Annotated in this window: 18 protein-coding genes; 6 read left to right on the forward strand and 12 right to left on the reverse strand. The window is 64.1% G+C overall.

What is annotated here, in order from left to right; translation table 11 throughout:
• Window positions 1–127: 127 nt before the first annotated feature.
• The 6 genes from rfbA to rimO all read right to left on the reverse strand — a co-directional run bounded on the left by rfbA (window position 128) and on the right by rimO (window position 6,385).
• Window positions 128–1,006 carry a glucose-1-phosphate thymidylyltransferase RfbA gene (gene rfbA, locus D1012_RS20405; RefSeq protein ID WP_118155977.1) on the reverse strand — a complete coding sequence of 293 codons (879 nt, stop codon included), beginning with the start codon at window positions 1,004–1,006 and terminating at the stop codon, window positions 128–130.
• Complete coding sequence (gene rfbD, locus D1012_RS20410; RefSeq protein WP_118155978.1) at window positions 1,003–1,857, reverse strand: dTDP-4-dehydrorhamnose reductase; 855 nt, start codon at window positions 1,855–1,857, stop codon at window positions 1,003–1,005. The genes rfbA and rfbD overlap by 4 nt, the downstream gene beginning before the upstream one ends.
• Complete coding sequence (gene rfbB, locus D1012_RS20415) at window positions 1,854–2,894, reverse strand: dTDP-glucose 4,6-dehydratase (RefSeq protein WP_118155979.1); 1,041 nt, start codon at window positions 2,892–2,894, stop codon at window positions 1,854–1,856. Before rfbB ends, rfbD begins: the two co-directional genes overlap by 4 nt.
• Window positions 2,891–3,457, reverse strand: a complete 567-nt coding sequence (gene rfbC / locus D1012_RS20420; RefSeq protein ID WP_118155980.1) for a dTDP-4-dehydrorhamnose 3,5-epimerase — start codon at window positions 3,455–3,457, stop codon at window positions 2,891–2,893. The genes rfbB and rfbC overlap by 4 nt, the downstream gene beginning before the upstream one ends.
• A gap of 5 nt (window positions 3,458–3,462) precedes the next feature.
• Window positions 3,463–4,767 (reverse strand): UDP-glucose dehydrogenase family protein, encoded by a 1,305-nt coding sequence (locus D1012_RS20425; protein ID WP_118155981.1) that lies wholly within the window; start codon window positions 4,765–4,767, stop codon window positions 3,463–3,465.
• A gap of 232 nt (window positions 4,768–4,999) precedes the next feature.
• Window positions 5,000–6,385: a 30S ribosomal protein S12 methylthiotransferase RimO gene (gene rimO / locus D1012_RS20430; RefSeq protein WP_118155982.1), complete on the reverse strand. Its 1,386-nt coding sequence runs from the start codon at window positions 6,383–6,385 to the stop codon at window positions 5,000–5,002.
• A 235-nt stretch (window positions 6,386–6,620) separates the two neighbouring features.
• Between rimO and D1012_RS20435 the strand changes: the two genes are divergently transcribed.
• Window positions 6,621–7,652, forward strand: coding sequence for a hydroxyacid dehydrogenase (locus D1012_RS20435; RefSeq protein ID WP_118156030.1), 1,032 nt, complete (start codon window positions 6,621–6,623; stop codon window positions 7,650–7,652).
• Window positions 7,653–7,771: 119 nt separating this feature from the next.
• Window positions 7,772–9,757, forward strand: a complete 1,986-nt coding sequence (locus tag D1012_RS20440; RefSeq protein ID WP_118155983.1) for an AsmA family protein — start codon at window positions 7,772–7,774, stop codon at window positions 9,755–9,757.
• A gap of 43 nt (window positions 9,758–9,800) precedes the next feature.
• Here the strand turns inward: D1012_RS20440 and D1012_RS20445 are convergent, their stop codons facing one another.
• Complete coding sequence (locus D1012_RS20445; RefSeq protein ID WP_118155984.1) at window positions 9,801–10,838, reverse strand: cytochrome-c peroxidase; 1,038 nt, start codon at window positions 10,836–10,838, stop codon at window positions 9,801–9,803.
• Between the two features lie 429 nt (window positions 10,839–11,267).
• Window positions 11,268–11,879 carry a GcrA family cell cycle regulator gene (locus D1012_RS20450; RefSeq protein ID WP_118155985.1) on the reverse strand — a complete coding sequence of 204 codons (612 nt, stop codon included), beginning with the start codon at window positions 11,877–11,879 and terminating at the stop codon, window positions 11,268–11,270.
• A gap of 380 nt (window positions 11,880–12,259) precedes the next feature.
• Here D1012_RS20450 and D1012_RS20455 point away from each other — a divergent pair, with 380 nt between their 5' ends.
• On the forward strand, window positions 12,260–13,438 hold the full coding sequence (locus D1012_RS20455; RefSeq protein WP_118155986.1) for an aspartate aminotransferase family protein: 1,179 nt from the start codon (window positions 12,260–12,262) through the stop codon (window positions 13,436–13,438).
• Between the two features lie 83 nt (window positions 13,439–13,521).
• Entirely contained in the window at window positions 13,522–14,448 is a 927-nt protein-coding gene (gene argF, locus D1012_RS20460; RefSeq protein ID WP_118155987.1) for an ornithine carbamoyltransferase, read from the forward strand.
• Window positions 14,449–14,511: 63 nt separating this feature from the next.
• Here the strand turns inward: argF and D1012_RS20465 are convergent, their stop codons facing one another.
• Complete coding sequence (locus D1012_RS20465) at window positions 14,512–15,057, reverse strand: hemerythrin domain-containing protein (RefSeq protein ID WP_118155988.1); 546 nt, start codon at window positions 15,055–15,057, stop codon at window positions 14,512–14,514.
• A 95-nt stretch (window positions 15,058–15,152) separates the two neighbouring features.
• Here D1012_RS20465 and D1012_RS20470 point away from each other — a divergent pair, with 95 nt between their 5' ends.
• The gene (locus D1012_RS20470) at window positions 15,153–15,644 is read left to right on the forward strand and encodes a DUF1993 domain-containing protein (RefSeq protein WP_118155989.1); all 492 of its coding nucleotides are present in this window, start codon (window positions 15,153–15,155) and stop codon (window positions 15,642–15,644) included.
• 4 nt (window positions 15,645–15,648) lie between these two features.
• Here the strand turns inward: D1012_RS20470 and D1012_RS20475 are convergent, their stop codons facing one another.
• The 3 genes from D1012_RS20475 to meaB all read right to left on the reverse strand — a co-directional run bounded on the left by D1012_RS20475 (window position 15,649) and on the right by meaB (window position 18,525).
• Window positions 15,649–16,845: an MFS transporter gene (locus tag D1012_RS20475; protein WP_199489586.1), complete on the reverse strand. Its 1,197-nt coding sequence runs from the start codon at window positions 16,843–16,845 to the stop codon at window positions 15,649–15,651.
• Window positions 16,846–17,089: 244 nt separating this feature from the next.
• Window positions 17,090–17,350 carry a DUF1127 domain-containing protein gene (locus D1012_RS20480; protein ID WP_233517220.1) on the reverse strand — a complete coding sequence of 87 codons (261 nt, stop codon included), beginning with the start codon at window positions 17,348–17,350 and terminating at the stop codon, window positions 17,090–17,092.
• Between the two features lie 197 nt (window positions 17,351–17,547).
• A complete protein-coding gene (gene meaB, locus D1012_RS20485; RefSeq protein WP_118156033.1) occupies window positions 17,548–18,525 on the reverse strand; it encodes a methylmalonyl Co-A mutase-associated GTPase MeaB in 978 nt (325 codons plus the stop codon).
• A gap of 161 nt (window positions 18,526–18,686) precedes the next feature.
• Between meaB and D1012_RS20490 the strand changes: the two genes are divergently transcribed.
• On the forward strand, window positions 18,687–19,406 hold the full coding sequence (locus D1012_RS20490) for a DUF3108 domain-containing protein (RefSeq protein ID WP_118155990.1): 720 nt from the start codon (window positions 18,687–18,689) through the stop codon (window positions 19,404–19,406).
• The last annotated feature ends 43 nt before the right edge of the window (window positions 19,407–19,449 follow it).

Consider the following 19,449-nt stretch of genomic DNA (forward strand, 5'->3'; position numbering starts at 1 on the left):
AGCGTGTTGATGCATACTACAGGTGGCGTGGTGGCATGCAGAATGCCGAACTTTAACATCGCCCCGCAAATCACTGACAAACCGGATGTTTTCCGATCCGGCTGTCAGTGGTCAATCTCTGTGCAGGCTAGATTTGCTGCGCGACAGTCAGCAGATACTTGCCGTAGTCGTTTTTGCGGAACACCTCTGCCCGACGCAAAAGATCGTCTGCCGTGATCCAGCCCAGCAGAAATGCAATTTCGTCCGGGCACCCGACCTGAAGCCCCTGACGCCCGGTCAGGGTGCGGACAAAGTTGCCCGCGTCCAGCAGGCTTTCGTGGGTGCCGGTGTCCAGCCAGGCGTAGCCCCGGCCCATCTGCTCAACCTGCAGACTGCCCTCTGCCAGATACATCAGCAAAAGGTCGACAATCTCCAACTCGCCCCGCGCCGAGGGTTTGATCTGGCGGGCAAACTCCGACGCGCGACCGTCCAGAAAATACAGCCCCGTCACCGCATAGTTTGACGGCGGCACAGTGGGTTTCTCGATGATTTCCTGCACCCTGCCGGTGCTGTCAAAGCCGACCACGCCATAGCGCTCGGGGTCGGTGACGCGGTAGCCGAACACCGTGCCGCCGGTGGTGCGGCTGTCGGCGGCCTTGAGCAACTCTGGCAGGCCGTGGCCAAAAAAGATGTTGTCGCCCAGCACCATGGCCGATGGCGCGCCATCCAGGAAATCTTCGGCCAGAAGATAGGCCTGCGCCAGCCCATCCGGCGAGGGCTGCACGATCCATTCAAAGCGCACGCCCCATTGCGAGCCATCGCCCATCAGGCGCTGAAACTGCGGCTGATCGTCGGGGGTGGTGACAATCGCAATCTCGCGGATGCCCGACAGCATCAGCGCCGACAGCGGGTAATAGATCATCGGCTTGTCATAGATCGGCAGCAGCTGCTTGGACACGCCCATGGTGATCGGCCAGAGCCGGGTGCCGGAGCCGCCTGCCAGAATGATGCCTTTGCGCTGTGTCATGCCAATACCTTCAAGTCACTAATAGCGTCCCGCAGACCAGCGCGCCAGTCTGGCCGCGCGAGTCCGAAGGTTGCTTCGGTTGTGGTGCAGTCCAGACGCGAGTTCAGCGGGCGCCGGGCAGGGGTGGGGTAATCGGCGGTGGGGATGTCCACAACCTCGACCTTGCGTCCGGAGAGTTCAAAAATCGCGCGGGCAAACCCGGCCCAGCTGGTGTCTGGCGCGCCGGAGAAATGGTAGCTGCCGGACAGGGCAGGCCCCTCACGCAGCCGGTCCGCGATGGTCATGCAGGCCTGCGCAATCGCCGCCGCCGGCGTCGGTCCGCCCACCTGATCGCCCACTACGGTCAGCCGGTCGCGGGTTTCGGACAGGCGCAGCATGGTTTTGACGAAGTTGCTGCCATCGGGCGAAAACACCCAGGATGTGCGCAAGATGCCATGCGTCGCCCCCGTCCCCCGCAGCCGCGCCTCGCCCTCGGCCTTGGTGCGGCCGTAAGCACCGAGCGGGGCCACGGGGTCTGTTGGCAGAAATGCAGAGTCCCCAGCGCCGTCAAAGACATAATCGGTCGAGATATGGACCAGCGGCACGCCCACCTCGGCACAGGCCCGCGCCATTGCTTCGGGCGCGAGGGCGTTGACCAGATGCGCCGTTGCCTCATCCGTTTCAGCCTTGTCCACCGCCGTATAGGCGGCGGCATTGATCACCGCGTCGGGCCGGGCCGCCAGAATTGCGCGGGCGCAGGCGGCGGGATCGGTCAGATCGGCCTGATCCCGGCCCAGAAACACCGCGTCTGGTGCAAGCCGGGCCAGTGCGCGCGCAACCTGCCCGGTTTGTCCGAAGACCAGCAGTTTCATGAGCTGGTTCCCAGCCGCTGGCCCACGCCCTGACGGTCGAGCAGCGGACGCCACCAGCTTTCATTGTCGAGATACCAGCGCACCGTCAGGCGCAGCCCCTCTTCGACCGTGACCGAAGGGGACCAGCCCAGTTCTTCGCGCATCCGGGTCGGGTCGATGGCGTAGCGCGCATCATGGCCGGGGCGGTCGGTGACATAGGTGATCAACCGGTCATGCGGCGCGCCATCCGGCCGCATCTCGTCGAGCAGGGTGCAGATCGTGCGCACCAGATCAATGTTGCGCCGCTCATTCTCGCCGCCGATGGCATAGCTGCGCCCCGGCTGGCCCTTTTCCAGCGCGAGCAGCAGGGCTGTGGCATGGTCTTCGACATAAAGCCAGTCGCGCACATTCTCGCCCTTGCCGTAGATCGGGATCGGGCGGCCATGCAGCGCGTTCAGGATCACAACCGGGATCAGCTTTTCCGGAAAATGGAACGGCCCGTAATTGTTGGAGCAATTGGTCAGCACCACCGGCAGGCCATAGGTTTCGTGCCAGGCGCGCACCAGATGATCGCTGGCGGCCTTTGACGCGGAATAGGGGCTGCGCGGGTCATAAGGGGTGGATTCGTTGAACTGGCCGGTCGGGCCAAGGCTGCCGAACACTTCATCGGTGGAGATGTGGTGAAAGCGGAAGCCATCGGGGCGGCCCTGCGACTGCCAATAGGCGCGGGCGGCCTCCAGCAGGTTGAAGGTGCCGGTGATATTGGTGTCGATGAAATCGCCCGGCCCGTCGATCGAGCGGTCGACATGGCTTTCTGCCGCCAGATGCATCACCGCATCCGGAGCATGGGTGCTGAAAATGCGAGTCAGGGCCTGACGGTCCCGGATATCGGCGTGCTCAAAGGCGTAAAGCGGCGAGTCGGCGACCGACGCCACGTTCTCCAGATTGGCAGCATAGGTCAGCGCGTCCAGATTGACGACATGGTGACCCTTTGCCACCGCCTGACGGACCACAGCAGAGCCGATGAACCCGGCCCCGCCAGTCACGAGAATCTTCATTGTGTCGTTCCTGTATCGAATGGCGTGTCGAAAGCGGCAAACGGCTGGGCCGCGCGGTCCTTGTCGGACAAGACCGGCTGCGCGACCGGCAGGGGCCAGTCGATGCCGCAGCTGTCCCACAGCACCGCGCCGTCACAATCGGGCGCGTAAACATCGGTGCATTTATATTGCACCTCGGTATCGGCAACCAAGGTGACAAAGCCGTGCAGAAAGCCCTTTGGCACCAGAAGCTGCTGGCCATTCTCGGCGGTCAGCTCGGCCCCGGTCCAATGCCCATAGGTCGCAGACCCCCGGCGGATATCCACGGCCACGTCAAAGATCGCGCCGCGGCTGCAGCGCACCAGTTTATCCTGTGCCCGGGGTGGCTTTTGGAAATGCAGGCCGCGCAGGGTGCCCGGTTCGGCGGAAAACGAATGGTTGTCCTGCACAAAGGCAAAATCCAGACCGGCAGCGGCCATCCGTTCCGCGTTCCAGCTTTCGCTGAACCAGCCGCGGGCATCGCCAAAGCGCCGTGGTGTCAGCAGCATCACACCCGGCAGTGAGGTTGGTTTGATCTCAAGCATCCGGGTTACCGTCCTACTGCATCATAGGCCACAAACCCGGCATCGAGCACTGCAGCACGTTCATAGATATTCCGAAAATCCGCCATGCGGGCCACACGCATTGCACCGGACAGGCGGCTCAGGTCAAGGGCGCGGAATTCATTCCATTCGGTCAGCAGCATGACCAGATCCGCGCCTTCGGCGGCGGCATAGGCATCGGTAAACCAGTCCACGCTGGGCAGCAGATGCTCACCCTCGCGCCGACCCTGCGGATCAACCACATGCACCTTGGCCCCTGCGCCGATCATGGCGGGCACGATGGTCAGCGACGGTGCCTCGCGCATGTCGTCGGTGTTGGGCTTGAAGGTCACGCCCAGTACGGCCACGGTTTTGCCGTTGAACGAACCGCCGCACAGGTCCTGCGCCTTGTCGATCATCCGGCGCTTGACCTCGGCATTTACCGTGATCACGGTTTCGGTGATCCGCTGCGGCACGCCATGTTCCTGACCGATGCGGGCAAGGGCCTGTGTGTCCTTGGGAAAGCAGGATCCGCCATAGCCGGGGCCTGCGTGCAGGAACTTGTTGCCGATGCGCCCGTCCAGCCCCATGCCTTTGGCGACGGCTTTCACATCCGCGCCCACCCGTTCGCACAGCGCGGCGATTTCGTTGATAAAGCTGATCTTGACCGCCAGAAAGCCGTTGGCGGCGTATTTGATCATCTCGGCACTTTCCAGATCGGTGAAGACGATGGGAAAGTCGCGCAGGAACAAGGGCCGGTACATATCCGACATCAATTGCCGCGCACGGTCGCTGTCCAGCCCGATCACCACCCGGTCGGGGCGCATGAAATCGTCGATCGCGGCACCTTCGCGCAGGAACTCGGGGTTGGAGGCGACGTCAAACTCGGCCTCGGGCCGCGTGCGCCGGATCACGTCTGCAACCTTGCGGTTGGTGCCGACCGGCACGGTCGATTTGGTCACCACGACGGCATAGCCGGTCAGGGCATGGGCAATCTCTTCGGCGGCGGCCATCACATAGGACAGATCGGCATGGCCGTCGCCCCGCCGGGTCGGCGTTCCGACAGCGATGAACACAGCATCCGCCCCGGCAACCGCCTCTTGCAGATCGGTGGTGAACCGCAATCGCCCGGCCTCGACATTGCGTTGCAAAAGGGTATCCAGGCCCGGCTCATAGATCGGTATGATCCCGCCCTGCAACTGGGCGATCTTTTCGGCTGATTTGTCGACGCAAATAACGTCGTGACCAAAATCTGAAAAACAAACTCCGGAAACCAGGCCGACATAGCCGGTTCCAATCATTGCGACCTTCATATGTCCCTCCGTGAACAAGGCAAAATGCCCGGCTTGTCCAGTATCACATGTGTTCTGACCCCGGTGCGGATCACTGTCACCCTCTGGGGTGGTATCCCTGATGCCGTGGCAAAAAAAGGTTGAAAGTGCGGCAATCGGCACCTGTGGTGCAGGAAATGGTCATAAAGGCACAATCCCGCTGGCTGTTCAGCAAGCGGCGCGCCAGAGCCGCAACGGGAGGCCGGGCCAGAGATCAGCCGACCAGCCGACCCCAGAGGTCATATTCCCCCGCCTCGTCAACCTTGACGGTGACGATATCGCCGGGGGCCAGCGTCTCGAACCCCTCGTCGATGAACAGGTTGCCGTCGATCTCGGGCGCATCGGCCATGGTCCGGCAGGTGGCGCCGTCGCCATCCACCTCATCGACGATGACCTGCAGGGTGCGGCCCACCTTGGCGGCCAGCTTGGCTTCGGAAATGGCTTGCGCCTTTTCCATGAACCGATCCCAGCGATCCTGCTTGACCTCGGCGGGCACATGATCGGGCAGGTCATTGCTGCGCGCGCCAGCCACGTTTTCGTATTGAAAACAGCCGACGCGGTCCAGCTGCGCCTCGTCCAGCCAGTCTAGCAGGGTCTGGAATTCGGCCTCGGTCTCGCCGGGGTAGCCGACGATAAAGGTTGATCGCAGGGTGATGTCGGGGCATGCGGCGCGCCAGGCGGCGATTTCATCCAGCGTCTTTGCCGCCGCAGCCGGGCGCGCCATCCGGCGTAGGGTGTCCGGGTGGGCGTGCTGGAACGGGATGTCCAGATAGGGCAGCACCAGCCCCTCGGCCATCAGCGGGATCAGGTCGCGCACATGCGGGTAGGGGTAGACGTAATGCAGCCGCACCCAGGCCCCTAGCTTGCCCATTTCGCGCGCCAGATCCGTGATATGTGCCCGCACCTCGCCACCCTTCCAAGGCGCGACGTCATGCTTGCGATCCACGCCGTAGGCACTGGTATCCTGCGAGATCACCAGCAATTCGCGCACCCCGGCCTCGACCAGCTTTTCCGCTTCGCGCAGCACGGCATGGGCCGGTCGGCTGACCAGACGACCGCGCATGTCGGGGATGATGCAGAACTTGCACTTGTGATTGCAGCCTTCGGAGATTTTCAGATAGCTGTAATGCCGGGGCGTCAGGCTGACATTGCGTGCGGGCAACAGGTCGATGAATGGGTCGGGCGACGGCGGCACTGCGCCATGCACGGCATCCAGCACCGCCTCATACTGATGCGGGCCGGTCACGGCGAGCACCTTTGGATGCGCGCCGGTAATGTATTCGGGTTCCGCGCCCAGACAGCCGGTCACGATCACCCGGCCGTTTTCGGCCAGGGCCTCGCCGATGGCATCAAGGCTCTCGGCCTTGGCAGAGTCGAGAAAGCCGCAGGTGTTGACGATCACCGCATCCGCGCCCTTGTAATCGGGGCTGATCGCATAGCCTTCGGCCCGCAGGCGGGTCAGGATCCGTTCGGAATCCACCAGCGCCTTGGGACAGCCAAGGCTGACCATGCCAATGGTCGGCTGACCGGGGCGGGGGGCCTCGGAAAAGGTGGCGCGCGGGGCCAGATCGGGGCGGAGGTTGGGCGGATTTTGCGACATGGCGCGGTCTATAGCTGTGTTTGCTTCAGGCGGATAGGGGGTAAGACCCGCCTCAGGCGCCTCCCACCCGCCCACCCCGGCGCCCTCGGCGGGTCTTTGGGGATTTGATCTGTAGAGTTGGCGTGTGGGGCGGGCGATGGATGCCTCCGGCGGGAGTATTTGGCAAGCAGCAATGGCAGGGGGCTTGCGGTTTGTGGCCGGGCGCGGAAGGGTGAGGGAAAAGGGAGGGATGAGGATGCAGGAGATCGAACGGCCTTTGGTGCTGTGCTGCCCGTTGCCGCGCACGCTGGAGCTGATTTTCACGCCGGGGCGGCTGGCGGATCTGCGGGCGCGCTACCGGCTGGTGGAGACCACGGACGCGGCTCTGCCGGGGCTGGACGATGCGGTGCTGGCGCAGGCGCGCTACGTCATTGGGCAGCCGCCGCTCGATCATGCGACGCTGGCGCGGCTGAGCGCATTGCGCTGCATCTTCAATGTGGAATCCAACCTGATCAACAATATGCCTTATGATCAGGTGTTTGCGCGCGGCATTCATGTGGTAACGACCGGCGCGGTGTTTGCCGAGCCGGTGGCCGAGATCGGGTTGGGATTTGCGCTGTCGCTCTTGCGCAATATCCATGGCGCCGATGCCGATTTCCGTGCCGGGCGCGAGGCCTGGGGCGGGGAAGGCAACAGGGGCGCGCGGCTGTTGACCGGGGCCGAGGTCGGGATCATCGGCTTTGGCGATCTGGGCCGGGCCATGGCGCGCGTGTTGCAGGGCTTTCGCCCCCGGCTGCGCATTCATGACCCCTGGCTGCCAGAGGCGCGGATCGTCGAGGCCGGGGCGGAGCCAGCCACGCTGGAAGCGGTGATGACGCAGTCGGATGTGGTGTTTGTCACTGCTGCGGTGACCTCGGAGAACCGGGGCTTTCTGGGCGCGGAGGCCTTTGCCGCGATGCGGGCGGGGGCGGCGTTTATTCTGTTGAGCCGGGCGGATGTGGTGGATTTTCCGGCACTGATGGCGGCTGTGGCCTCGGGTCATATCGTCGCCGCGTCGGATGTGTATCCCGACGAACCGCTTGCGCCGGATCATCCGGTGCGCAGCCTGCCGGGGTTCTTGTTGTCGGCGCATCGGGCCGGGGCGCTGGATGTGGCGTTTCAGCGGATGGGAGAGATGGTCTGGCAGGACATGGGACTGCTGGACAAGGGATTGCCGCCCAATCTGTGCAAGCGGGCGGAGCGGGAAACGGTGGCGCGGATGCGCTCGCGCCCCGTGAGCGTGAACTGAACCGGTCGGCGATGTGCCGCCGATGCGGCGGTGCCGGTCGGCAAGGCTGTGCTGATGCGTTGCAGCGCGGGCGCTTTGCGGCGTAGAATCGGGAAAAACCCGTGAGGAAGGCAGTCATCATGCGTTGGTTGATCCGTTCTGTTCTGGCCTTGTCTTTGCTGGTGTTTCTGGCGGTGGCGGCGGTGTTCATGATCCCGTCGGAGCGGATCGCCGCCCTTGCGGCCGAGCGCTTTGCCGAAGTGACCGGGCGCAAGCTGGTGATCGAGGGCTCGGTGCGGCCCAGTTTCTTTCCGACGCTGGGCGTGCAGACCGGGCCGGTTTCGGTGTCAAATGCCGATTGGGGCACCGAAGGTGACATGCTGCGCGCCGAGGAGCTGAGCATATCGCTGGATCTGGCGGCACTGATGGGCGGCGAGGTCAAGATCACCGGGATTTCGGCGCAAGCCCCGCAGCTGGTGCTGGAACGGGCGCGGGACGGGCGCGAAAACTGGGTGTTCGGCGGGCGGGGGGGCGGCAGCGCCGAGGCCGGGATGGCGGGCGAGGGTACGCCGTTTACGCTGGATCTGGCCGAGGTGTCAGACGGGCGCTTTACCTTTGTCGATCACGGCGCGGGCAGCCGGATTGTGCTGCGCTCGGTCAATGGGGAGGCCCGCATTCCGGCGTTTCTGGGCGCGGCGGATTTCACTTTTGACGCAATCATGAACGATCAGCCGTTCGAAGCGAGCGTGAAGCTTGCAGAATTCGCACCTTTTCTGGAGGGCAGGCTTGTCGGCGTCGATCTGGCGCTGACGGCGGGCGAGGCCGATCTGCGCTTTGCCGGACAGGCGGGGTGGAACCCGCTGGCGGCCAAAGGCGATCTGGTGGCAAATCTTGCGGATCTGTCGGCCATCACCACGCTGGAGGGGATGGCAAAGCCTGATCTGCCTCAGGGGTTGGGGGCGCAAAGGGTCGAGGCGACGGGGCGGCTGACCCTGACCGACGCGCTGTCGGTGCATCTGCGCGAGGGTACGCTGAGGCTGGATGACAACCGGCTGACGCTGGATGCTGACCTGACCACGGCGGGCGAACGTCCGAACCTGTCGGCGCAGGTGCAGGCTGGGGCGCTGTCTCTGGCGGCGGCGATGAGTGGGCAGGGCGGTGAGATTGGTGGTGGCGCGCGTGGCGGCACGCAGGCCGATGGCTGGCCGACCGCTCCGATTGACGTCTCGGCGCTGGGGCTGATGGATGCCTCGATTGCGCTGACGGCGGACAGTGTCGATCTGGGCGTGGCGAAGTTTGGCACCACGCGGGTGGTGACCACCATCGACCGGGCGCGCGCGGTGTTCGATCTGCGCCAGATTGCCGCCTATCAGGGCACGGTCAGCGGTCAATTTGTGGTCAACGGGCGTTCTGGCCTGTCGGTGGGCGGCGATCTGGTGCTGTCGGGGCTGGCGATGCAGTCCTTGCTGATGGATCTGGGCGGCTATGACCGGCTGATCGGGACCGGCGATCTGGCGCTGAAATTCCTTGGCGTCGGCAATTCGGTGGATGCGATCATGCGCAGCTTTTCCGGTTCGGGCAGTCTGCGGCTCGGCAAGGGCGAGCTGCGCGGGCTGGATATTGCCGGGATGCTGCGCACCTTGGATGCGGGCTTTGTCGGCGAGGGACAGAAGACGATCTTCGAGGCGGTGACGGCGGGCTTTACCATCGACGGCGGCGTGCTGAGCAACAGTGATCTGGCGTTTCAGGCGCCCTATGTGACGGCCACCGGCAATGGCGAGGTCAACCTGGGCGCGCGCACGCTGGATTACCGGCTGCGGCCGGTGGCTCTGGCGGCGGTGGATGGGACTGGCGGGGTGATGGTGCCGTTGCTGATCACTGGCAGCTGGGCCAGCCCGAAATTCCGGCTGGATCTGGAGGCCTTGGCGCGGGAGCGGTTTGAGGAACAGGCCAAGGAGGCGGAGGCGCGGGCCAAGGCCGAGCTGGAGCGCAAGGCCGAGCAGGAGCTGGGCATTGTGCGGCAGGAGGGCGAAAGTCTGGAAGACGCCGCCCGCCGCAGGGCGCAAGAGGCGATCGACGCCGAAGCCGCGCGGTTGCTGCAGCGCCTGTTGGGCGGCGGGAACTGAAGCAGGCGGCCCGGAGGCCGCCTGCGATGTCATCCTAAAGGGTTTACTTTACTTCTGACGACGGGCGCGGTGTTTCTGCCGTCTCGGCGGGCAACACCGGCAGCGTGACGGGGGGCAGTGTGCCGGTCAGACTGTCCAGAAACGCGACCAACTGCGCGGTTTCCTCTGGCGCGAGCTGCTCGCCCAGCTGGCTTTCAGCCATAACTTCGACCGCAACCGCCAGATCCCAGACCTTGCCGGAGTGGAAATAAGGCGCGGTCAGGGCGATGTTGCGCAGCGGTGAGGCACGGAACACATATTCGTCATCCACCGTTTCGGTGACGGCAAAGCGGCCTTTGTCACCGGGGGGCAGGATCTCTGCGCCGGGCTTTTCGATCAGGCCAAACGGGTAGTAGCCATGGCCGCCGACGTTGACGCCGGAGTGGCACGAGGAACAGCCCTTGTCCATGAACAGGGTCAGACCAGCCTTGGCGTCTTCGCTCATCGCGTTGTCGTCGCCGTTCAGCCAGGCATCAAACGGCGCAGGCGTGATCAACGTGGCCTCGAAGGCTTCGATCGCCTTGGCCATGTTGTCAAAGTTCACCGGATCGGGCTCAGCCGGAAAGGCGGCCGTAAACCAGGCCACATATTGCGGCATGGATTTCAGCGTAACCTCGACCTGCTCGGGCGTATTTGCCATCTCGACCCCGGCCTGAATCGGGCCCTTTGCCTGTGCGGCAAGGTCATCTGCGCGACCGTCCCAGAACTGCGCCTCATTGAGAACCGCGTTCAACACGGTGGGCGAGTTGCGCGGCCCCTTTTGCCAGCCATGGCCAACGCTGGTTTCCATGTTGTCATCGCCGCCGGTCGCAAGGTTGTGACAGGACGCACAGGAAAACACCCCCGACGCCGAGAGGCGGGGATCAAAGAACAGCGCTTTGCCAAGCTCGATCTTTTCGGGCGTGACCGGGTTGTCCTTGACCGCCGGGATGGTCGAGGGGAGCGGCTTGAATTCCGCCGCCGCGCGATCGCGCAGCGCGTCTGCCATGACCGGCCCGGCAAGGGCCGAGGTCATCAAGGCAAGGATCAGGGTTCGTTTCATGGCATATCTCCGTATGTCATAAGGTTGCTCCTGATTCTTTAGAACGATTCCAGACACGGGTCCGTGATCTGGATCAATTCTAAATCAATCATGCAGATTGTGTATTTTGGGATAAATGAACGCTGTATCTGCGCGATACCCCCAGAGCCCGGATCCGCGCGGTATCAGGCCAGACGGTCTGTATGGGTCAAAGGCGCGGGCCATGCGTATCTGCCCCGCCCCGCCCGAGGTCTGGTGGTGGAAAACGCGCCGGCAGGGTGTGGTCAAACGCCCCCGGCCACACGATTTTGCACAGTTTGCCATGGGTCAAAGCCACGGCCACAGGGGGTTTTTGTGACGCGCCCGGCGGTGTTCACCGCCGTCGCAATGCGGGACGCCGCGCGCCAGAGTGTTTATCCTGCTTCGGAGCGGGTCTGCCCCGCCCCTTGATCAGCGGCGGCGGTCGCGCCGTGCGCTCATCGGCTGGAAGGCAACGCCGACATGTGCTTCGCAATAAGGTTTTCCGGGCAGGCTGGGCAGGCCGCAGAACCAGAAATCTTCGGTCGCCGGGTCGCCGATCGGCCATTTGCAGGTGCGCTCGGTCAGTTCCATCAGCGTCAGGCGCTTGGCGTGCTTTTCGACTTCACGCACAGAGGCCAGCGCCTCGGGGCTGATCTCGTTGGCCGAGGGCTGCGGTGGCAGCGGTTGACCGGCGGGAATGATCGCCTTGCGCACGGGCAGCGGGGTCACATTCGACGGGGCTGCAGGGGCCACAGCGGCGGGCCGCTCGGGCGCGGCCGGGCGTGGGGCTGCCGCGACCGGCTCAGGGCGCGGCTCCGGCGCGCGTGGCGTTACAGGTTCTGGCTTGGCGGCCACAACGGGGGCTTCGTCCTCCGGCTCATCCTTGCCGCCGCCGACACGGTTCGACAGGCCCAGACGGTGAACCTTGCCGATCACCGCATTGCGCGTGACACCGCCCAGTTCCTTAGCGATCTGGCTGGCCGACTGGCCTTCGGCCCACATCTTCTTGAGCGTTTCAACCCGCTCATCCGTCCAGGACATGGTGATCTCCGCTATTGGGCTGTAAGGACTTTCGCCGCGCATTCTAACCGCGACGGCACGGGATACAAGCACGCAGGCCGAAGATCAAGCGCCGCCCGCCGACTCAATGCCCCACATTGCCGTTTACACCCACATTTCCGTTTACAGACCGGCACTCTTCGCCTATGGCAGCAGCATGACCCAACGGTACGCCCTTATCCGACGTCCCCGACGCTTCTGAGCGACAGGTTACGCATGGTCCGGCGCACAGGGCCATCCCCAGACATCGACAGCCCCGCATTGACACTCCCCGCGGGCACCCGTTACGCCTTGGCTTTCTCCTGTGTGCAAGCAGGGACAGTCCGTGCGCCGGTCCCGCCAGCTTCCGAAAGGCATGTGCCATGATTTCCGCCGTTCTGCCCACCTATAACCGCGCCCCCCTCGCCTTTGTGTCGGGCAAAGGCAGCTGGCTCACCTCCGAGGATGGCAGCCGATATCTCGATCTGGGGGCCGGCATCGCTGTCAATGCTCTGGGCCATGCGCATCCGACGCTGGTCGAAACCCTGACGGCGCAGGCGCAAAAGCTGTGGCATGTGTCCAACATCTACCGCATCCCTGAACAGGAGCAGCTGGCCGAGATGCTGGTGGACCTGACCTTTGCCGACACGGTGTTCTTTACCAACTCCGGCACCGAGGCGGCCGAGCTGGCCATCAAGATGGCGCGCAAGCACCATCATGACGCGGGGCACCCCGAGCGCACGCAGATCATCGCCTTTGAAGGCGCTTTTCATGGCCGCTCTACCGGCGCGATTGCGGCGGCAGGGTCGGAAAAGATGGTCAAGGGCTACGGCCCGCTGATGCCGGGCTTTACCCAGCTGAAGTGGGGCGATCACGATGCCATCCGCGTGGCGATCACCGACCAGACCTGCGCCGTGATCATCGAGCCGATCCAAGGTGAGGGCGGCATCCGTGTGGTGCCCGATCAATGCCTGAAGGGGTTGCGTGATCTGTGCGACAGCACCGGGACGCTGCTGATCTTTGACGAGGTGCAATGTGGCATGGGCCGCACCGGCAAACTCTTTGCCCATGAATGGGCCGGGGTCACGCCCGATATCATGATGGTCGCCAAAGGCATCGGCGGCGGCTTTCCGCTGGGCGCGGTGCTGGCCACCGAAGCTGCCGCGTCCGGCATGGTCGCGGGCACGCATGGCTCCACCTATGGCGGCAACCCGCTGGGTTGCGCCATCGGGGCTGCGGTCACCGGAATTGTCTCCGAGCCCGCGTTCCTGGATGCGGTCAGCCAGAAAGCCGCGCAGTTCCGGCAAGGGCTCGAAGGTCTGGTTGCCAGCCATCCGAAGGTGTTCGCGGCGGTGCGTGGTCAGGGCCTGATCCTTGGCCTGAAATGCGTGGTGCCCAATACCGATGTGGTCAAGGCCGGCTACGACCGCCATATCCTGACCGTCGCCGCCGCCGACAATGTGCTGCGCCTGCTGCCTGCCCTCAACATTCCCGAGGCGGACATCGCCGAGGCGCTCTCCCGCCTCGACGCAACCGCCACCGGTCTGGAAGCTGCTCTCTGATCCGCTTGCACCTTTGATAAATACTCTCGGGGGTCCGGGGGCAGACAGCCCCCGGCGCTTGCCGCCAAAGAAAACGAAATGACATGAAACACTTCCTCGATATCCACACCACTGACGCCGCCGATCTCAGAAGCATGATCGACTCGGGCCTTGCGATGAAATCCGCCCGGCTGGGCCGCCCGCGTGGCGCGCCTGATGATGACCAGCCGCTGGCCGGTCACATGGTCGCGCTGATCTTCGAGAAGCCCTCCACCCGGACCCGCGTGTCCTTTGACGTCGGCGTGCGTCAGATGGGCGGTCAGACCATGGTGCTGTCCGGCAAGGAAATGCAGCTGGGCCATGGCGAGACCATCGCCGACACCGCCCGGGTGCTGTCGCGCTATGTCGATCTGATCATGATCCGCACCTTTGAAGAGGCGACGCTGCAGGAGATGGCCGAACACGCCACCGTGCCGGTGATCAACGGTCTGACCAATCGCACCCACCCGTGCCAGATCATGGCCGATGTGATGACCTATGAAGAGCATCGCGGCCCGATTGCGGGCAAAAAGGTAGTCTGGGCCGGGGATGGCAACAATGTCTGTGCGTCGTTCCTGCATGCCGCCGGGCAGTTCGGCTTTGATTTCACCTTCACCGGGCCAGAGACGCTGGACCCCGAGCAGAAATTTGTCCAGTTCGCCCGCGCCAAAGGGTCGGATGTGCTGATCGAGCGGGATCCGCATACCGCTGTCATCGGGGCCGATCTGGTGGTCACCGATACCTGGGTCAGCATGCACGACCCCGAGTCGGCGAAAGAGCGTCGCCACAACCAGCTGCGGGGCTATCAGGTGAATGAGACGCTGATGGCCGGGGCCAAGCCCGACGCGCTGTTCATGCATTGCCTGCCTGCGCATCGCAATGACGAGGCGACCAGCGCTGTAATGGATGGCCCGCATTCGGTGATCTTTGACGAGGCGGAAAACCGGCTGCACGCACAAAAGGCGATCATGCGCTGGTGTCTGGGCAAGTAAGCGGCTTTTGCAGGTGAGGCGGGGTGAACCCCGCCCTACCGATGGTGCACAGGTGCGCTTGCGTCAGCCCATCTGGTGTTTCAGGATGACAGGGATGATCAGATCCTCCTCATCCTCCAGATGCCTGATCAGCTGACGCTCGAACGGGGCAAGGCTGGCGTGAAACGCCAGTGCCGCCTCGCGCGGGTCTTGCGCCTGCAACGCATCGTTGGCCGAGCCGACAAAACCATCGAGCAAGGCGTCCAGCGCGTGATGGTCGCGGTCCAGCAGCTCGAACCCGCGCGCAAGGCGTGGCTCCAGTTCCAGCATCGCCGGGAAATAGCTGGCATCTTCGACCTGATGATGGCCGATCAGTCCCTGCACCAGCTGCTCACCGCCGCGCAGCAGGCGGCCTTGCCAGCGTTGCGGGTCGATCCGGCCACCGCTCATATGCTCGGCGTCCAGCCGCAGGCCCGACATCAGGTCGCGAAACCCGAGATGACGGTCGAGCCAGAACGCAGACAGCCCTTCGAACCCAGGCACATCTGACCAGCCCGCGCGGGGCCAGTCGGCCAGCAGGGTGACAAGATCGGGAGGCAGGCGGTCGCGGTCTGAGAGATCATCGGTCATCTGTCCCACATATCCGATCCGGTCGCGGCTTCAACCACCCTTGACGCATCACCGCCTTGCGCCGATCACTTGGGCAAGCACAAAAGGACACGCCCATGCATCACCGCTCGATTGCCGTTTATGACCGCTTCCTGGCCAATCTGTCGCGCATCCTGACCAAGGCCGAGGCGCATTGCACCGAACATGCCATCAAGCCCGAGGCGATGCTGACCTTCCGGCTGTTCCCTGACATGTTCCCCTTTGTCCGTCAGGTGCAGCTGGCCTGTGATTTTGCCGCCCGCGCCGCCGCCCGTCTGGCGGGGGAGGAGCCGAAAAGCTTTCCCGACACCGAGACCAGCTTTGCCGAGCTTCAGGCCCGGATCGAGACGGCGCGCGGCTACATGGCCGGGTTTGATGCCGCTCGCTATGACGGGGCGGAAATCCGCAAGATTACGCTGAAAATGCGCGGTCAGGACGTGACGATGACGGGGGAGAATTTCCTGAACCTCTATTCCTTGCCGCAGTTCCACTTTCACCTGACCACCGCCTATAACATCCTGCGTCACAACGGGGTGGCCTTGGGCAAGGGCGACTACATGGGCGGCTGACCGGTCATTCCGCCGGGCGTGGGGAGGTGAGTGGCACCGCCTGCACCTCATCCGCGCCTGCGGTACGGCCCGCCAGCAGGGCCACCACGATCAGCAGAAGCGACAGCACGGCATAGGTGACGCGGAAGCCGATCGCTTCGGCGACAAAGCCGATGCTGGCCGGGGCCACCAGAATGCCGGCATAGCCCACCATGGTCACCGCCGCGATTGCGTTGCCCGAGGCAACACCGGGATAGTTCCCGGCGGCTGAAAACATGATCGGCACCATATTGGCGACGCCAAGGCCGGTGATGAAAAAGGCGGCTATGGCCAGCGTATCATTGGGCGCAACCGCTGCCAGCATCATGCCCGCCGCTGCCAGCAGACCAGACACGCGCAAGGTGACCACCGCGCCAAAGCGGTTGCGCACGGAATCCCCCGCAAAGCGCATCATCGCCATTGCGCCCGCAAAGAAGGCAAAGCCAAGGCCCGAGCGAAATACATCGGACCCCATGTCTTTTTGCAGGTACAGTGCCGCCCAGTCCAGCACCGCGCCTTCGGGCACCATCGAAAACAGCGCCAGCGCGCCCAGCAGCCACAGCCCCAGATCGCGGGGCAGCAGCACGGTTTTCTCGCCCGGCATGGGAGAGATCACCGGGGCAGGGGCCTCGCCGCGCAGAAAGGGCATCACCGCCAGCACCAGCGCCGCCGTTCCCAGCGCCACCAGTACGGCCTGCACCTCTGCCCCCCAATGCGAGATGATCCAGGCCCCGGCAAAACCGCCGACAAAGCCGCCAAGGCTCCAGAACCCGTGGCTGGAGGACATGATGGCCCGGCCCAGACGTCGCTCGACCTCGACGGCATTGGCGTTCATCGCCACATCCATGCAGCCGATCAGAGCACCAAGGATGGCCATGGCAGGCACCAGAAGCGCAAGGGATGGTGCGAACACCACAATGGGAAGGGCGATTGACGAGGACAGTGCAAAGGCGCGCAGCACCGTCACCGAGCCAAAGCGCGCAATCAGATGGCCGGTGAACAGCATGGCCCCCACGGCGCCGAGGCCGAGCACCAGAATCAGGATGCCAAGGGTGAATTCCGTGATCTGATGGCGCGGCAGCAGCAGCGGGATCTGCGGAGCCCAGGCACCCATGACAAAGCCTGCAGCGGCGAACATCGCGGCCACCGCCCAGCGGGCGCGTCTTGCCTCTGTCATGGTCATTTCCAATCTCCCTTTTGTGCGCCCTTGCGTAGACCGGGCGCGGGGAGGGGAAAACCCCCCTTGGCTTCACAGATTATGTCAGCGCTAACGAGGGTGCGGCGCGCGCAAGCCGCGCCCAAAAGAAAACGGCGAACCGGGGGAGGACCGGTTCGCCGCAAAACCTGTTGGCGCAGGGAGGAGGAGAGCGCCTTCAGGAGGCTGGTGTCAGATCGTAACCCATTGACGGATCACGGTTTCTGACGGATTATTTGCCGTAGGCGGCTTCGTGCGCAATATCTTCGATCGACACGCGGGCCACGTTGATGTCGGCCAGATCGCGGTCGGACATTGCCGACAGTTCATTCAGGGTTTGCAGATAGACCGCACGACGTTCGCGGGCCACATTCCACTTGGCCAGAACATCGCCCATCCATCCACCGACCTGAAAGCCAGCAACCGTTTGCGTGTTCGTGTAAGCCATGATCGTATCCTCTTCATCATCTTCGGATTGGTCAGAGCGGCCCATCCGCCCTTTCCGTTGAGTGTAAGATGGGGCATATGCTGCAGTTGCACAATCCACCGAATGACCAAAGCCGATATGCGTAGGCTGCATGGCTTGGACTGCTTGTTGTGGCGCGATGTTCATGCTTTTGCCATATTCATGCCATAATTGGCCGTTCCCTCCGCGTGGCCCCCGCATTTGCGCCGTATCCGGTCGCGGTGTCAGCCCCGGCCCAGCAGGGTCAGCATCTGTATCGCCGCAGCCTCGGGTGACACCTCACCCGCCTCAACCCGCGCACCCAATGCTGCCATCGACCCCTTGGCCGGTTCGCGGTCCAGCACCGACAGCAGGCCCTGCCGCACCTCTTCGCCGAACCAGTGCCGGGCCTGATGGGCGCGGCGTCTGTCCCAATGGCCCTGCGCGCGCCGCCAGTCGGCCAGTGCCTGCATGTCGGCCCATGCCTCGGCCAGCCCGTCATTTTCCACCGCCGAGACGCAGACCGCCTTGGGAAAGCCCTCGGGGTCTTGCGGGCGTCGGCGCAAAAGGTGCAACGCGCCGGCATAATCGGCACGGGTGCGCATGGCGGCTGGTTTCAGATCGCCATCCACCTTGTTGACCAGAATCATGTCGGCCATTTCCATGATGCCGCGTTTCACGCCCTGCAACTCGTCGCCCCCCGCAGGGGCAAGGAGGAGGATGAACAGATCGCAGATCTCGGCCACCACGGTCTCCGACTGGCCCACGCCCACGGTTTCCACCAGCACGACATCGAAGCCCGCCGCCTCGCACAGCGCCACGGCTTCGCGCGTGCGCCGCGCCACGCCGCCCATCTGCGCCTGACTGGGCGAGGGGCGGATGAACGCCGCAGGCTCGCGGCTCAGACGTTCCATCCGGGTCTTGTCGCCAAGGATCGAGCCGCCCGACCGGGCCGAGGACGGGTCCACGGCAAGAACAGCCACCCGCAGGCCCTGTGCCACCAGCATCATGCCGAACGCCTCGATAAAGGTGGATTTGCCTACCCCCGGCGTGCCGGACAGCCCGATGCGCAGCGCCTGCCGCCCCGCCGCGCGGGCGTTTGCGACCAGCTCCACCGCCTCCAGCCGGTGATCTGCGCGCGCGCTTTCAACACGGGTGATCGCCCGAGCCAAGGCTCTGCGGTCCCCGGCGATCACGGCTTTGGCCAGTTCGGTCATCTGCATTGCCATGTCCATCTGTCACAACTGGTTGATATTGGTGTGCCATCCGGCACTTTCCCGCCGGTTGGTGATCAACTGGCCCTACTTTTGTTCTTTCATGCCCTATAGTTTGCCGTGATGCCAGTCTGAGCCGTCGGTTCGGCCAATCCCCCAAGGAGCCTTTGATGTTGCCTCATTGTGTTGTTGCCGGACTTGCCGCGCTGTCTCTGTCTACGGCGCTCTCGGCGCAGGAATCAAACGTGGCGCGTTATACGGTTTCTGTCAGCGGCCTGACGGCGGGGAAGGTGACACTGACGGCACAGCATGAGGGTGCACGCTATGTGGTCAGCTCGAATTCCGCCTCCGCCGGGCTGGCCGGGTTTTTCCGTTCGTTCACCCTGATCTCGCAAACACAGGGCACGGAACGCAACGGGCGTCTGATCCCGCAGCGCTATTCGGCGGATGCCAAGGGCGCGCGGCAAGGGCGCGGCGCGGAACTGGCGTTTGACGGCGGGCTGGCCACAGTGATCAAGGCCGACCCGCCCGAACCGGATGTTCCGGTGGTGGACCCGGCGCGGCACAAGGGGGTGGTTGATCCGTTGACCGGGCTTTATTCGGTGCTGCGCGACACCACGCCCGCTACGGCCTGTCAGGTTGATCTGAAGATGTTCGACGGCCACCGCGTCAACAGCGTCACGCTGTCATCGCCACAAGCAGATGGCGATGGGCTGACCTGTCGGGGGCTGTATCGCCGGATCGACGGCTATCCGGCCAAGGAACTGGCCAGACGGCCTGAAACCAGCTTTATCGTCACCTATCGTCCGGTCGAAGGTGGAGTCTTGCGGGTAACCGAAGTATCCGTGGACAGCGCCTTTGGCCTCGCCCGGATGATCCGTGACAACTGATCCGGTGCTTGGCCCTTGATCTGTACGGCGCGGGGCCCTAACC

The organism is Pseudotabrizicola alkalilacus (genome assembly GCF_003443995.1).
GTDB classification, from domain to species: Bacteria; Pseudomonadota; Alphaproteobacteria; order Rhodobacterales; family Rhodobacteraceae; genus Pseudotabrizicola; species Pseudotabrizicola alkalilacus.